The sequence below is a fragment of the Halorubrum shenae genome (assembly GCF_051194165.1).
Lineage (GTDB): Archaea > Halobacteriota > Halobacteria > Halobacteriales > Haloferacaceae > Halorubrum.
This window is the reverse complement of record NZ_JBLZNI010000002.1, coordinates 63,190-77,620: the sequence shown is the minus strand read 5'-3', so window position 1 is coordinate 77,620 and position 14,431 is coordinate 63,190. Positions and strand designations below refer to the sequence as shown.

Sequence of the window (14,431 nt, the reverse complement as noted above, 5' to 3'; positions counted from 1 at the left end):
CAGGCTCGGCACGGACTGTCTCGTACCCTCCCGAACCCGGAAGCGATTTCCGTCGCCCCGGCGTTTCGTCACGTATGGATTACGAATCGAGCCTCGACCGCGCGATGGAGGAGGTACCGGACCTCGGCGGCTCCGACGAGCGGCTGTCGGTTCCGGACCCGGAGATGCAGAAGGACGGCGCGTTCACCCGGCTGACGAACCTCTCGGCGATCGCCGACGCGCTGAGCCGCGACCCCGAACACGTCCACTCGAAGATCCAGCAGGAGCTCGGGACCGCCGGCCAGTACGAGGACGGACGAGCCCGCTACAGCGGGAACTTCCGCGACCGCGACTTCCAGGCCGCGATCGACTCGTACATCGAGTCGTTCGTCACCTGCTCGGAGTGCGGCCTGCCGGACACCCGACTGGAGACCGAGAACCGCACGCCCATGCTCCGGTGTGAGGCCTGCGGGGCGTTCCGACCGGTCGCCAAGCAGAACACCTCGAACACCCAGCGCCAGGAGGAGGCCGTCGAATCGGGCAACACGTACGAGCTCGAGATCGTCGGCACCGGCCGCAAGGGCGACGGCGTCGCCGAGCGCGGCGAGTACACGATCTTCGTCCCCGGCGCGCAGGAGGGCGAGACGGTCACGGCCTACATCAAGAACGTCTCCGGCAACCTCGCGTTCGCCCGCCGCGAGAACTGACGCGCTGCCGAGTGGCGACCCGCTTTTCAGACCGTCGCATCGGTTCGCTCCGCTATCCGGCGGGTTCTCCGTTCGGTTCCGTATCGCGAGTCAGCGACGCGGCTCTCGTCTGGATGGGATGTGAGCTAGTGGACCCGTCCGACTGCGACTCGATGACCGGTCTCTGAGACGTGTTCGCGTTTGAGGTGACTCGCATCGTCGAGGACATCGACAAGCCGTTCGAGCCGACACTCCCTACAGACGACGTGGTACCGTTCTTTCGGTGTCGGTTGCTGCATGGTATGGCCTGGCGGCTGTGTACACTTAATTAAAAGCTCCATATCACGTCAAACGAGACATTAAGCGAGTAGTAACAGTTCATGGGCACCCCGAACTGGTTCTTCAGCCCTCTTCTCACCCGCCTCGTCGACCGGGCTCAATCGCCGTCGACGCGCCGCTCGAACCGATCGAGCGCGAGTCCCAGCATGTCCGGGCTCACCGGCTGGTACTCCTCACGCTCGTGGTCCGGGAGGTACTCGCGGACGCTGTTCCACGACTCGCGCGCGTAGCGGGCGTCGAGCAGGACCCGAACCCCGCGCTCGTCCGGGCCGCGGATGACCCGGCCGACGGCCTGCCGGGCCTTCCGGACCGCCGGAACGGTGAGCGCGGTTTCGAACCCCGACTCGAACCGCCCGTCGTACGCGGTGATCACCGCCCGCGTCCGCGGCCGCGCCGTGTTGATAATCGGGACGCCGCAGACCACGGCGGCCGATAGCCGGTCGCCGCGGTAGTCGACGCCCTCCGTGAGCGTCCCCCGGAGGCTCGTCACGAGCACTTTCCCTGCCCCGGAAAAGAACTCGTCTTTCAGCGACTCCGTGGCGCGGTCGCCCGACGACTCGTCGAGCAGCACCGGCTTGTCGAGCCGGTCCGAGAGCGACTCGGCCATCCACGTCGCCTCCGCGTAGCTCGGGGTCCCGACGAGTACGTTCCCCTCGCGGCCCGCCACCGCCGCCGTCGCGTCGAGGTGCGCGAGCCGCGTGTCGTTCTCCTCGCCGGGCTCGCCGCGGTTCTGGTGGGTGAACTTCGGTGCGTCGACGGCGAGGCTCGCGCGGTTCGCCTCGGGGAACGACAGGCCGTACGTCCGCTCGACGACGGGACGACCCCGCTGTTCGAGGTGGTCAAGCCCGGTCACCTCGCGGAACACGTCCATCGGCTCTAACGTCGCGCTCATCAACACCCCGCCGCCGAACTCCGCGAGCCGGTCGCCGATCGGCTCGCTCGGGAGGCAGTTGTACAGCGCGAGGCTCGCGTTGTACGCGCGCCGCCACGAGTCCGGCGGTGCCGTCTCGTCCCACGTCCGCTCCAGATTGATCGCGCGAAAGAAGTCCTCGTGGCCCTCACGGTACCACGCGTTGAGCGTCCGCCCGACGCCCGGCGCGGCGCGCTTCTTGTCCTCCTCTTCCAGCGAGTCGAGGACGCGCTTGACCACCGCGCCGACCTGCTCCGCGCGCGCCCAGACGCGGTCGCCGTACCCCTCCCGTTTCGCCCACGTCGTGACCTCGTCTTTGCCCGGCTCCTCCGGATCCCGGAGGGCGATCTCGTCGTCGTCGAGCGTGCGCATCGACGCCCGCCAGTCGGGCCGTTCGCGATCCAGCCGTTCGGTCACGCGCCGGTCGAGCTCGCCGCGAAGGTCGGCGTAGAACTCTCGGACGGACTCGATCTCCTCGACGCTCACGTCGGCGTCCTCCAGCTCGCCGCGCACGAGTTCCGCGTCGTCCGACTCGGCGCCGGCGGTCTCGAAGGAAAGCGGCTGGACGACGCGCGTGAGCTCGTTTTCGGCGTCGCGGAGGCTGGCGTCGGCGACGGCGTCGCTCACGAGGTCCCGCACGCGCGGTTCGAGCATGTGGGCCTCGTCGCAGACGACGAACGTCGAGTCGTCCAACAGCGCGCCGGTGAACGTCCCCGTCGTCACGGGGTCGAACGCGTGGTAGTAGTTGCCGATGACGACCTCGACCTCGGGAACGAGCGCGCCCATGATCGAGTGCGGACAGGTTCCGTGGCCGGCGGCGAGCCGGACTAACTCCGTCGGGCCGACGTGGCCCAGTTCGGTCACGTCGAACGGGACCGCCTCGGCCGGGTCCCCGTCGTCCGGGAGGTCGTCGAGGAAGCCGGCGTAAAAGGGGCAGAACTCGGTGCCCTCGAACTCCTCGGTGTCCGGCCGATAGGGAGTGGGCTCGCCGTCGACGCTGAGGTAGTCGGCGGCGCTGGAGTCGGCGGTGCCCGACTGGCGGTTGTCCCCCGAGTCCATCAGGCCCACCTGCTGACTCTGTGCCTCGCTCACGAGGTTCGACGTCGTGGTCGCGCCACCGTCGCCGACGAGGTTCCGGGTGCGCTCGCGGAGGCCCTCACAGCGCTCGTACACGTTCTCGCGGTCGATTCCGCCGCGGTTCTCTCGGGCGTACGGACACACGTCGGCCTTGCCGACGAGGGTGAGACCCGAGATCGGGTCGTACCCGTCGGGGAGGTCCGCGTTGATCGTCTCCAGATCCGTCTCGAACTGGCGGAGCTGTTGTTTGACGCTCGTGAGGACGAACACGCGCTCGAAGCCGGAGCCGGGGTCGCGGACGCGGTCGAGCCCGGCGGTGAGCGCGAGCATCGTCTTGCCCGTCCCGCACGCGCCCTCCAACGCGAGGAAGCCGTCGTCCTCGGCGGCGTCGATCGCGGCGTCGATCCCGTCGGCCTGCTCGGGGTACGGCTCTGCGTGGCCGAAGATGTCGGTCCACGGCGGGGCGTCTGTCACTGTGGCGCCGTTGCTCCCGATCGGAGTTAAACCTTGAGAGAGCGGTGTCGCCGGTGCGACCGTCCGAGTCGAAACCGGCGGTGGCGACCCGAGGCGGCGACCTACCCGACGATGTCGTGGAGGTCGGAGAGCCGCTCGATCTCCCAGGTGGGCCAGACGTTCAGATCCCAGTCCCGGCGGTGGGGTCGGCGGATGAACGCGGAGTCGATACCCGCGTTCTCGGCGGCGCGCACGTCGGACTCGTTGTCGCCGACGAACAGGGCGTTACCGGCGTCGAGGTCGCCGAGCGCCTGCTCGATGTAGTGCGGATTCGGCTTGCGGAGCTGGAGCGAGTGGATCGTGGGCTCCCGGCCGTAGGCCGCACCGAAGCGGTCGAAGCCGTCGAAGTGGCTCACGAGGAAATCGACGGTGGCCTGTTGGTTCGAGGAGACGATTCCCATCTCCACGTCGAGGCTCTGCAGCTCGTTGAGGTCGTCGTACGGGGTCTTGCGTCCCTCGCGCGCCTCCTGTTGCTGGGCCTTCGAGACCACGTCGTCGCGAGTCCGCCAGAACGACCCCGGATCGAGGTCGTACGTCTGACAGACGGTCCCCACGCTGCCGGGGGTCGCACCGATGGTCATGCGCTCTACGTCGTCCGGATCGGGTTCCTCGACGCCGCACTCCTCGAACGCGTTCCGGGTTGCATCCCGGAGCACGTCGAAGCGCGTGCGGCCCACGAGGACACCGTCGTTGTCGAACACGACGGTATCGTACGTCATACCGTCCCGAGTCGCCCAGCACTTAAAAGGGTTTCACCAATCTCGCGACACGTACGATGTCCCTTTATAAGTATCCGGCCCCCGTCCCGCGGTATGCGCGTCAGCGTCATCGGCGGCAGCTCGGTCCCGCCCAAGACGGCAACGGTCGCCGGAGCACTGGGAGAACGGCTCGCAAATCGCGGCCATACCGTGGTCTGCGGCGGTCTCGGCGGCGTGATGGAGGCGGTCTGCCGCGGCGCCGCGAACGCCGGCGGGGAGACGATCGGCATCCTGCCGACGGATCGCCGCTCGGACGCGAACCCGCACGTCACGGTCCCGATCGCGACCGGAATGGGCCACGCCCGAAACGCGCTCGTAGTGCTGAATGGCGACGCCGCGATCGCCGTCGACGGCTCGCACGGCACGCTCTCGGAGATCGGACTGGCGCTCGCGCACGGGCGGGCGGTCGCCGGACTCGACACGCACGACGTCGAGGGCGTGGAAGCGGTGGAATCGCCCGCCGAGGCTGTTGAGTACGTGGAAACGACGGTCAAATAACAGTAAAACGCGGCGAGCCTGACCGCCTTACCAGGTGTCGTGGAACGTGTCGAACTCGATCGAGTCGAGCGGCTTCTCGCCGATCGCGGCCTCGTACTCGCCGGGCGTCAACATCGGCTTGTGGAACCGCGGGCCGTCGTCGGTCGTGATCCGGGGGCAGCCGGTGTTGACGAACGCGTCCATGTCGAAGTTGCGGAGGCGGTCCGGCGTCACCTCGTCCATCGTGATCAGGTAGGCGTTCTCGTTGTTGTCGACGATCTCCTGGGCCTTCTCCCAGCGGCCCTGCCCGATCTTCGTACAGAAGATGACGCCCCACTTCTCGGCGCCCATCGCCTTGTGGACCGAGGCGTAGCGCTGTTTGAGGAACTGGTCGTGTTCGGCGACTGAGACCGCGTTGTTGACTGGGTCGGCGATGACCACGCGCTTGTCGGGGTGCTCCATCGCGAGCCCGACCGGGTGGAACTTCCCGCCGCCGACGTACAGCACCTGCTCGGCGTCGATGTCCGCGGAGGCGTAGTTGCAGCCGAGCACTTGCCCCTCCTTCGTGAGCCGGTCGTCGCCCCGGCGGGTGTGGACCTCGTAGCCGCGCTCCTCTAACCAGTCGGTCATCTCCTCGAACCGGTTCATGTGCTGAGCCGTCGTGACGAGCCCCACGTCGGCGTCCTCTTCCGGGGCCGTCAGCTCCTCCGCCAGCGCATCTTCCATGATCGGGAAGGGATCAACGTTCGAGAACAGGGGAACGTAGACGATGCTGTCGGATTCCTTCATCGGCGTGTGGCCGAAGTGGACGAACACGTCCGTCCGCCGCATCAGGTACGTGTCGAGGTCGCAGGCGCCGTAGCAGGGCTGGCCGGACAGCATGAAGGTAACGTCGTCCGGCGCGATCTCGCGGAGGTCGTCGGCGACCTTCGGACCGCGGCGTTTGAGTCCCTCGGGGAACTGGAGCCCGACCTTGGAGGCGTCGCGCTCTTCGATGGCCTCTAAGATTCGATCGAGTTCGTAGTCCCACTCGCGGTCGTGTTTCAGGGCCATCCCCGTCTTCGTGAGGTCGCCCTCCGTGGAGCCGCTCATATCGACCGAATTGTGCGGCAGGACGGTTAAACGGCGCGTTCGACCGTGAGGTTCGTCCGAGACGTTCGTGATCGTTCCGCAGCCGTCGTCCCGCGCGGCCGACCTCGGTGACTCAGAGCCGGTTCCCGGTGAGCAGTCGAGCGACCCAGGCCCGCATGCCGGGAAGCAGCGCGTCCTCGTCGATCGCGACGGGGTCGCGCTTGACATCGATGAAGACTCGCCCATCGTCGTCGGGCTCGGCGCCATCACGAGTCCACACCAAACGACCGTCGGAGTCGGCCGCGGTCGCGTCGCCGTGAACCGCCCACCCGGACGCCCCGCGGACGGTCAGCCGGTCGGCACCGAGGTACCGGGTGCCCTCGCCCCCGGCGACGAGGGGGGCGCCGGGACTCGCGGGTGTCAGCGGCGTGAACACCACGACGCCGAGGTGTCGCTCTGTGGCGTTCGGGTCACGGTACTCGACGAGCAGCGTGTCCCCGTCGACCCGCGCGTCGATGTCTCTCGGCTCCGCGATTCCGTCGCGGACCGCGTCGATAACGACCGCGCGTCGAAGGGACTCATTCGCCGCGAGCACGTCTTTACCGCCGGCGAGGTCGACCCGCGCCTCCCACGTCGTCGACCCGTTCTCGTGGAGGGTGACGGTCAGCGAACTCTCTCCGGCGACCACGGCTGTGCCGTCGGGCGTCGTTCGGTCGAGATCGCAGACGCCGCACGCCGGCGTCGGCGGTGCTCTCGCGTCGGCCGCCGGTGCGGCGGTGATTCCGGCCACGAGGAGGAGAAGGACCGTCGCCACGACAATAGTGCGGGGAGCCATGAGCCGAACACTCGACGCGATCGACAAATAACTCACGCGGGGACCGAGGCAGACTGGAGCGAACCGAGGCGGACCGGGGACTCCCGCTGCCGCGGCCGACGGATACAACTCCGGAGCCGACGAACGCGCAACACATGCCCGATATTCCGCTGGAACACATTCACGTCGCGCCCGACGACGGATCCGCCGACGAGCCCGCACCCGCCGTCTTCGTGCTCCACGGTCGGGGAGCCGACGAAGAAGACCTGCTCCCCGTCGCGCGCCACCTGCCGGACGAGCTTCACGTCGTGAGTCTGCGGGCGCCAGACCCGCTACAGGGCGGGTACACGTGGTACGAACTCGACCTCTCCGGCGGCGGCCTCGAAGCGAGCCAGCCGGACGCGGCGGAGTTCCGACGGAGCCTCGATCTGGTCGCCGAGAGCGTCGACGCCGCGGTCGACGACTACGACCTCGACTCCGATCGGCTCGGTCTGCTCGGGTTCAGCCAGGGGGCGATCACGAGTCTGTCTCTCGTGTTGGAGGACCCGGACCGCTACGCGTGGGTCGTCGCGCTTCACGGCTACCTTGCGGACACGCACGTCGACTTCGACCCAGAGGGGATCACGGGCAAGCCGGTGTTCGTCGGTGCGGGAGCCGGGGACCGCGTGATTCCGGAGTCGCGGTCGGCGGCCGCGGCCGATCGGTTCGCCGAGATCGGTGCCGCCGTCACCCGCGGGAGCTATCCGGGGGGTCACGGCATCGGCCAGCAGGAGCTGAGCGACCTCGTCGCGTTCGTGGTGTCGCAGGTCGAGTGAGCGGGACCGACGAGAACGACCCGATCCCCGGTGACACCCCCGGCTCCGGCAGGTTGAAACCGATCCGCCACGATATTCAACCATGAGCGTCGAACAGGCCTCCTCCGACGAACAGGCCACTATCGAGGACCTCGGTCGCGAGCTCGGCGAGCAGATCGCCCAGACGCAGGAGTACGAGCGGTTCGAGACGGCTCGCGAAGCTGTCCAGCGCGACGAAGAGGTTCAGGCGAAGATCGAGGAGTTCGAACAGATCCGCGCGGAGTTCATGCAGGCCCGAGAGACCGGACAAGCGACGAACTCCGGGCTTCAAAAGGTACAGGAGGCACAAGACGAGCTCCACTCGATGCCCGTCATGAGCGAGTTCCTCGACGCGCAGGCGGAGCTGACCGACACCCTCGAAGCCGTCAACGAAGCCATCTCGGAGCCGCTCGCGGTCGACTTCGGCGGCGAGGCCGGCGGCTGCTGTCAGGACTGAGTCGTTTCGCGTTCCCTTTTCGGCTACCGCTGTTCGCGTTCAATTCTCGTCCCGCCCTTTATCAGTGAGAGCGACACAACCCCTCCCGTGATAGCCGTGGCCGGCGGAAAGGGCGGGAGCGGGAAGACGACCACCACGCTGGGGCTCGCGCGGGCGCTGTCACGCCGGGGCGCTCCCGTCGTCGCCGCCGACGCCGACTGGGACCTCCCGAACCTCGCGCGGTTGGCGAGCGCCAGCGACGCCGACCGCGACCCCGCCGCGGATGCGCCGACCGTTCTCGACGCGGTCCGAACCCACAGAGAGCTCCGTCCCGATCGGCGGGCGCCGACGGTGCTCTCCGCGCCGGACAAGCCCGGAGACGCGGAGGCGACACAAGCCTTCGATGCGTTGGCGGACGCGGTTCCGGACGATTGTCCGACTCTCCTCGACTGCCCCGCGGGGGCGTCGCCCGACGCCGCGGCGCCGCTCCGGGCCGCGGATCGGTGTCTCATCGTGACGCCGCTTCGACGCGCGGCGCTCCGCGACGCCGCCAAGACCGCAGCGCTCGCGCGCCGGCTGGACTGTCCCCCGGTCGGCGGTGTTGCCGTGCGTGCCGAGTCGGTTCCGGCGGGCGTGAGCGATCTGCTCGGCTGTCCAGTGCTCGGACGGGTCCCGACGGCCGATCCTGAACCGCTGTCAGCCGCCCCGGTGCGGGCAGCGTATGACGATCTGGCACGTCGGATCGTCGACGAGTACGGGACGGGCCGCTGGCGGGTCGCGTGAACGCCAGTTCCCGCTCCGGTCGGGCGCTCGTCCGCCATCGACAGAGCCAAGCCTCCGGAGCCGGCAGCGCATGCATGGAGACGCTCCCGACCGGGATTTCCGTGCTGGACCGGGAGTTCGGCGGCGGGCTCCCGAGCGGCAGCGTCGTCGTCTTGAAGGCGGATCCCGCGAGCCAGTCGGAGCTGATCGTGGACCGGTTCTCACGCCCTCGGGAGTGTCGATACCTCACGACGGTGCGCTCGGCCGACGCGGTCGAGGAAAGTCTCACCCTCGACGCCGAGGACGGTGATGACGGCGACGAGAGAGATCATGAGACCGTCGTTGAGGAAGTCGACCACGAGGACCCGATCGACGACGTGCTGGCGGCCGCCGCGGACCTTCCAGAGCGCGCGACCCTCGTCGTCGACTCGATCGAGCCGCTTGAGGCGGCCGACCGATCGCGGTACGGCCCGTTCCTCACCGACCTCCGACGACACGTCGACGACGCCGGGGGTATCGCCGTGATACACGCGCTCAAAGGCGAGACCGGGACAAACCGCGTCGTCACCGAACAGGTTGCAGACGTGATATTCGACCTCCGGACGACCGTGACCGGCACGGAGGTCGTGAACCGGCTGATCGTTCCCAAGTTCCGCGGCGGCGCGGCGCTCGAAGAGCCGCTCAAACTGAAACTCACTGACACGGTATCGGTGGACACGAGCCGCGACATCGCTTGAGCCGAGCCGTCCGCCCGCCCGTTTATCAGGATCCCACCGCCGCCGCGGCGACGACGACGACGACACCGACGACGACGGCGGCCGCCGCCCAGTTTCGCGGCCGGTCGAGCGAGCCGTACGGTCCGCCCTTCTGCGAGAAGAGGTAGCCTGCGTAGACGACGAGCGGCGCCAGCGTCGGCAGGGTCGGCACGTCGACGACACCGGCGACGCCGGACAGAAGGGCGACAGCGATCGTCGCACTCCCGGCGCTCGCGGCGACGACGACGTCGTCGCGCGCACGTTCGATTTCCATGTGTTTCAGTGGATCGACCGCAGTTCAAAAGGGATCGGTTCGCGTTTGTACTCGCGTTTTCGCGGGCGGTCCGTTCGACGTTGCCGGTCGGAGCGTTCCGCCCGCAGGCCCGCTTACGCCTCGTCGATCTCGTCGACGATCTCGTCGGCGTCGACGTCGACGTCTTCGAGCGCGTCCTCGATGTCGCCGGCGCCGGCGCCGCCCATGCCGCCCATCATGCCGCCGAGACCGCCCATGCCGCCGCCGTCGATGACCTCCTCGACGACGACCCGGTCGAGGTCGAGCCGGCCCATGAGGTCCTGTGCGATCTGCTGTTTCTGGAACATCCACTGCTGGTTCATCTGCATCGCCTGCGTGGCCGTCACGTAGAGCACGTCCTTCTCGACCGCTTCGGTCTCGACGACCTCCTCGCCCTCGTCGTCCTCGGAGACGGTCTCTTCTTCCTCGGTGACCGTCTCGATGCGGACCTCGGGCGCCTCCTGGAGGTACATTCCGAGCATCCCGGCGGCCTGCTGTTCGCGGTCGTCGATCTCCTCTAAGATCTCGTACTCGTACTCGAGGGCCTCGCCGGCCAGCGGGTGGTTGAAGTCGACCCGGGCGCGGCCGCCGATGATCGTCTCGAGGTAGCCCTGCTGATTGTCGATCTGGACCTGCGCGCCGGGGTAGCGGCTGTCTTCGGGGATCTTGTCGGCCTTGACGGTCTCGACCTCGTCGGGGTCGTACGCGCCGAAGGCGTCCTCGGCGGTCACGTCGACGACGCCCTCGTCGCCGACCTCGGCGCCGATGAAGGCCTCGTCGACCGACGGGAACACGTGACCCGCGCCCAGCGCGATGACGCGCGGCTCGAACTCGTGGTCCTCGGTGTCGATATCCGCGTCCTCGGCGACCTCCTCGTCGGTGGTGTCGATGACGCGGTCGTCGTCGGCGGTTCGGATGGTGTACGCGACCCGCACGAAGTCGCCGTCGGCGAGTCCTTCGGTCTCGGTCTCGGCCTCGTCTGCGTCCTCGGCCGCGTCCGCTTGCTCCTGATCGCTCATACCCTGAAGGTCTCCTGTTACACCCTTAAGGCGCACGGTTCCGTCCGGCGCGGCGCGAGCGATCGCCGCGGCCGTTCACGTCCCGCGCTTTTTAAGCGCCTCCCGACCCGATTCGGTGGCATGTACGAGGTCGAGATCAAGGTACCCGCCGGTGCCAACGCGGTCCGAGAGCGACTGCGCGAGGCCGGCGCCGAGCGCGTCGACGCTCGCCGTCAGCGCGACGCGTACTACGGCGCTCCACACCGAGACTTCGCCGAGACGGACGAGGCGCTCCGGATACGACGTGAAACCCCGCTTCCGGACGGGATCGAGACGGAGGCCGAGGCGTCGTCAACCGCGGACCCGACCGCGGACCCGACCGCGGAAACGACGAAAATCACTTATAAGGGACCCCTCCTCGACGAGGGGTCGAAGACGCGCGCCGAACACGAGACCGCCGTCGACGACGGCGACGCGATGGCTGGCGTGCTCTCGGGGCTCGGGTTCGACCCGGCCGCGGTCGTCGAGAAGCGCCGCGAGTTCTGGTCGTTCGCCGGGTTCACGGTCACGCTCGACGCGGTCGACGGCGTCGGCGAGTTCGTCGAGATCGAACGCGAGGTCGACGACGAGAGCGCGATCGAAGCCGTCCGCGACGAGGCGCTGGAGGCCCTCGATCGGCTCGGACTCGACGGCGACTCGCAGGTCCGAACGTCGTACCTCGGCCTGTTGCTCGCCGAGGGCGACGAGACCGAGTGAGACGGGCCGCGCTCGCTTCTACTCCCCGTCTTCCGGTTGCATTTCCGAGAGGACGGTCCGATCGAACTCGCAGACGAGCACGTCGTCGCCGTCCTCGACGATCTTGAACGCCTCCACGTGCATCGTGACCACGCCTCGCTCGCCGTCGCTCGTCTCGCGCTTGTCAGTGACGGTCGACCGGGCGCGTATCGTGTCGCCGTGGAACACCGGATTCGGGTGTTCGACCGCGTCGTACGAGAGGTTCGCGACGATGGTGCCGTCGGTCGTCTCCGGGATCGACACGCCGATCGCGAGAGACATGGTGTACAGGCCGTTGACCAGTCGCTCACCGAACTGGGTCCCTTCGGCAAAATCGCCATCGAGGTGGAGCGGCTGCTGGTTCATCGTCATGTCACAGAAGCGCTGGTTGTCGGCCTCGCTGATCGTTCGTCGCTTCGCGTGTTCGATCGTCTCGCCGACCGCGAACTCCTCGTAGTAGCGTCCGGGCATGGCGCCACAGTCGGTGGGCGGTGCCAAATCGGTACCGCTCTTCCGGCCGGCCGACACGCCGCTCTTCCGGTGTCGCGGTCGGGACGATTTATGTCGATGGGCGTGGACCGCCCGACATGGCACGACGAAGCCTGCTGTTCTCGCCGGGCGATCGTCCGGATCTCATGCGCAAGGCACCCGGTGCCGGTGCCGACGTGATCTGCTTCGATCTGGAGGACGCGGTCGCGCCCGCCCGGAAGGCCGAGGCCCGCGAGAACGTCCGCGCGGTGCTCGTCGACCCCGACTTCGACCCCCACGCGGAGGTGTGCGTTCGGCTCACGGCCAGCGACCCGATGATTGATCTCGACGCGCTGGTGGGCACCGATGCTGAACACGGGGTGACGGACGACGGGGGACACCCCGAGGCCGACCGCCACGCCGACCTCCGGCTCGACGCGGTCATGCTCCCGAAAGTGGAATCGCCGGAACGCATCGAGGAGGTCGCGGCGCGCTGCGTGGACCGCGGGCTCGACCCGGCCGTGTTCGCGCTCCTCGAGACCGCAGGGGGGATCCTCTCGGCCGAGTCGATCGCGGCCGCCTCGGCGACCGACGCGGTCGTCTTCGGCGCGGAAGACCTCGCGGCCGACGTGGGCGCGACCCGCACCGACGAAGGGACCGAGGTGCTGTACGCCCGCGAGCACGTCGTCCTTGCGGCCGGTGCGGCCGACGTCGACGCGATCGACACGGTGTACACCGACTTCTCCGATCTCGAGGGGCTCCGCGAGGAGGCCGCGTTCGCGCTCACGCTCGGCTACGACGGCAAGCTGGCGATCCACCCGGCTCAGGTCGACCCGATCAACGCGGCGTTCACACCGGACCCCGAGGAGGTCGAGTGGGCCGAGGAGGTGCTCAACGCCCGCGACGCCGCCGACCGGGAGGAACGAGCGGTCTTCGAGGTCGACGGGGAGATGATCGACGCGCCCCTGATCGCGCAGGCGGAACGAACCGTCGAACGCGCCGCCGCGAGCGATCGATCGGGCATCGATTGAGACAAGAACCGAACCGTCCGCCACAGTTAACCACGGGCCCCCGGGATTCAGACGTATGGGCGACCAAGCTAATCCGTTCGAGAGTCTCCAAGAACAGGTCGACGACGCCGGAGCGTACCTCGATACTGCACCGGGCGTCCTCGACCGCCTGAAGAACCCCGAGCGAGTGTTAGAAACGAACCTCACGTTCGAGCTCGACGACGGGTCGCTAGAGACGGTCCGGGCGTATCGGTCGCAGTTCAACGGCGACCGCGGGCCGTACAAGGGCGGCATTCGATACCACCCGGGCGTCACTCGCGACGAGGTGAAGGCGCTGTCGGGGTGGATGGCGTACAAGTGCGCCGTCGTCGACGTCCCGTACGGCGGCGGGAAGGGGGGGATCGCGATCGACCCCGCCGACTACTCCGAGACCGAACTGGAACGGCTCACCCGCGCGTTCGCGACCGAGCTCCGGCCGCTGATCGGCGAGGATCGCGACATTCCCGCGCCCGACGTCAACACCGGTCAGCGGGAGATGAACTGGATCAAAGACACGTACGAGACCTTAGAGAACACGACCGCCCCCGGCGTCATCACGGGGAAGGCGCTCGACTCGGGCGGCAGCGAGGGGCGCGTCGAGGCGACCGGTCGCTCGGTCGCGCTCGCCGCCCGCGAGACGTTCGACTGGCTCGACCGCGACATCGCGGGCGCGACGGTCGCCGTCCAGGGATACGGGAACGCCGGGTCGGTCGCCGCCGCCCTCATCGACGACCTCGGCGGCGACGTGGTCGCGGTCTCCGATTCCTCGGGCGGTATCCACGACTCCGACGGATTCGACCCGCGCGCCGTGAAAGCCCACAAAGCCGAGACGGGCGCTGTCGGCGGGTACGGCGACGCGGAGTCGATCACGAACGAAGCGCTGCTGACGCTCGACGTCGACCTCCTCGTGCCGGCCGCGCTGGAGAACGCGATCAACGGGGACCTCGCCGCCGACGTGCGCGCCGACGTGATCGCTGAAGCCGCGAACGGGCCGCTCACCCCCGACGCCGACGAGGTACTCGTCGAGAAAGACACGTACGTTGTCCCCGACATCCTCGCGAACGCGGGCGGCGTCACCGTCTCGTACTTCGAGTGGGTCCAGAACCGACAGCGGTTCTACTGGACGGAAGAACGGGTGAACGAGGAGCTGGAACGCGTGATCACCGAGGCGTTCGAGGGGATGGTCGACGCTTACGAGGCCCGCGACACGCCGAACCTCCGGACCGCGGCGTACGTCGTCGCCATCGACCGGATCGTGGACGCCTACGGGCAGGCCGGCAACTGGCCGTAGCTCTCGGCTTCGGTAACGCTGGCTCCGTGGACATCCGCTGAAACGGAGGGGAGTCACTCGCCGAATACGGCGAAGAGAGAGAACGGATGCCGGGCCGGCCAGCAACACGAGATGGCAGGCGAGGCTCCCGAAGACCCGATATATCCCAG

At 68.3% G+C, this 14,431-nt stretch carries 16 protein-coding genes; 9 read left to right on the top strand and 7 right to left on the bottom strand.

What is annotated here, in order from left to right:
- The first annotated feature begins 74 nt into the window (after window positions 1-74).
- Complete coding sequence (locus ACNS88_RS03135) at window positions 75-686, top strand: translation initiation factor IF-2 subunit beta (RefSeq protein WP_435093822.1); 612 nt, start codon at window positions 75-77, stop codon at window positions 684-686.
- A 415-nt stretch (window positions 687-1,101) separates the two neighbouring features.
- Here ACNS88_RS03135 and ACNS88_RS03130 read toward each other — a convergent pair whose 3' ends face one another.
- Both ACNS88_RS03130 and ACNS88_RS03125 read right to left on the bottom strand, forming a co-directional pair.
- Window positions 1,102-3,465 carry an ATP-dependent DNA helicase gene (locus ACNS88_RS03130; RefSeq protein WP_435093820.1) on the bottom strand — a complete coding sequence of 788 codons (2,364 nt, stop codon included), beginning with the start codon at window positions 3,463-3,465 and terminating at the stop codon, window positions 1,102-1,104.
- A gap of 101 nt (window positions 3,466-3,566) precedes the next feature.
- On the bottom strand, window positions 3,567-4,223 hold the full coding sequence (locus ACNS88_RS03125; protein WP_435093818.1) for an HAD family hydrolase: 657 nt from the start codon (window positions 4,221-4,223) through the stop codon (window positions 3,567-3,569).
- Between the two features lie 93 nt (window positions 4,224-4,316).
- On the opposite strand from ACNS88_RS03125, the gene ACNS88_RS03120 reads away from it, so the two are divergent.
- A complete protein-coding gene (locus ACNS88_RS03120; RefSeq protein ID WP_435093816.1) occupies window positions 4,317-4,760 on the top strand; it encodes a TIGR00725 family protein in 444 nt (147 codons plus the stop codon).
- Between the two features lie 27 nt (window positions 4,761-4,787).
- Here the strand turns inward: ACNS88_RS03120 and dph2 are convergent, their stop codons facing one another.
- Together dph2 and ACNS88_RS03110 are read right to left on the bottom strand one after the other, a co-directional pair.
- A complete protein-coding gene (gene dph2, locus ACNS88_RS03115) occupies window positions 4,788-5,831 on the bottom strand; it encodes a diphthamide biosynthesis enzyme Dph2 (protein ID WP_435093814.1) in 1,044 nt (347 codons plus the stop codon).
- Window positions 5,832-5,943: 112 nt separating this feature from the next.
- Window positions 5,944-6,645: a hypothetical protein gene (locus ACNS88_RS03110; protein WP_435093812.1), complete on the bottom strand. Its 702-nt coding sequence runs from the start codon at window positions 6,643-6,645 to the stop codon at window positions 5,944-5,946.
- Window positions 6,646-6,779: 134 nt separating this feature from the next.
- Between ACNS88_RS03110 and ACNS88_RS03105 the strand changes: the two genes are divergently transcribed.
- The 4 genes from ACNS88_RS03105 to ACNS88_RS03090 all read left to right on the top strand — a co-directional run bounded on the left by ACNS88_RS03105 (window position 6,780) and on the right by ACNS88_RS03090 (window position 9,392).
- Window positions 6,780-7,439: an alpha/beta hydrolase gene (locus ACNS88_RS03105; RefSeq protein WP_435093810.1), complete on the top strand. Its 660-nt coding sequence runs from the start codon at window positions 6,780-6,782 to the stop codon at window positions 7,437-7,439.
- An 82-nt stretch (window positions 7,440-7,521) separates the two neighbouring features.
- Window positions 7,522-7,914, top strand: coding sequence for a YlbF/YmcA family competence regulator (locus ACNS88_RS03100; protein ID WP_435093808.1), 393 nt, complete (start codon window positions 7,522-7,524; stop codon window positions 7,912-7,914).
- Between the two features lie 87 nt (window positions 7,915-8,001).
- Window positions 8,002-8,676 carry a MinD/ParA family ATP-binding protein gene (locus ACNS88_RS03095; RefSeq protein WP_435093806.1) on the top strand — a complete coding sequence of 225 codons (675 nt, stop codon included), beginning with the start codon at window positions 8,002-8,004 and terminating at the stop codon, window positions 8,674-8,676.
- 74 nt (window positions 8,677-8,750) lie between these two features.
- Entirely contained in the window at window positions 8,751-9,392 is a 642-nt protein-coding gene (locus ACNS88_RS03090; protein ID WP_435093804.1) for an RAD55 family ATPase, read from the top strand.
- A gap of 25 nt (window positions 9,393-9,417) precedes the next feature.
- Here the strand turns inward: ACNS88_RS03090 and ACNS88_RS03085 are convergent, their stop codons facing one another.
- The gene (locus ACNS88_RS03085) at window positions 9,418-9,684 is read right to left on the bottom strand and encodes a DUF8049 family protein (RefSeq protein WP_435093802.1); all 267 of its coding nucleotides are present in this window, start codon (window positions 9,682-9,684) and stop codon (window positions 9,418-9,420) included.
- A gap of 113 nt (window positions 9,685-9,797) precedes the next feature.
- On the bottom strand, window positions 9,798-10,721 hold the full coding sequence (locus ACNS88_RS03080; RefSeq protein ID WP_435093800.1) for an FKBP-type peptidyl-prolyl cis-trans isomerase: 924 nt from the start codon (window positions 10,719-10,721) through the stop codon (window positions 9,798-9,800).
- A 120-nt stretch (window positions 10,722-10,841) separates the two neighbouring features.
- Between ACNS88_RS03080 and cyaB the strand changes: the two genes are divergently transcribed.
- Window positions 10,842-11,456: a class IV adenylate cyclase gene (cyaB, locus tag ACNS88_RS03075; protein ID WP_435093798.1), complete on the top strand. Its 615-nt coding sequence runs from the start codon at window positions 10,842-10,844 to the stop codon at window positions 11,454-11,456.
- A gap of 18 nt (window positions 11,457-11,474) precedes the next feature.
- On the opposite strand, the gene ACNS88_RS03070 is transcribed toward cyaB, so the two are convergent.
- Window positions 11,475-11,945, bottom strand: a complete 471-nt coding sequence (locus tag ACNS88_RS03070) for a MaoC family dehydratase (protein ID WP_435093796.1) — start codon at window positions 11,943-11,945, stop codon at window positions 11,475-11,477.
- A 116-nt stretch (window positions 11,946-12,061) separates the two neighbouring features.
- On the opposite strand from ACNS88_RS03070, the gene ACNS88_RS03065 reads away from it, so the two are divergent.
- Entirely contained in the window at window positions 12,062-12,973 is a 912-nt protein-coding gene (locus ACNS88_RS03065) for an HpcH/HpaI aldolase/citrate lyase family protein (protein ID WP_435093794.1), read from the top strand.
- A gap of 55 nt (window positions 12,974-13,028) precedes the next feature.
- The gene (locus tag ACNS88_RS03060) at window positions 13,029-14,282 is read left to right on the top strand and encodes a Glu/Leu/Phe/Val family dehydrogenase (RefSeq protein ID WP_435093792.1); all 1,254 of its coding nucleotides are present in this window, start codon (window positions 13,029-13,031) and stop codon (window positions 14,280-14,282) included.
- The last annotated feature ends 149 nt before the right edge of the window (window positions 14,283-14,431 follow it).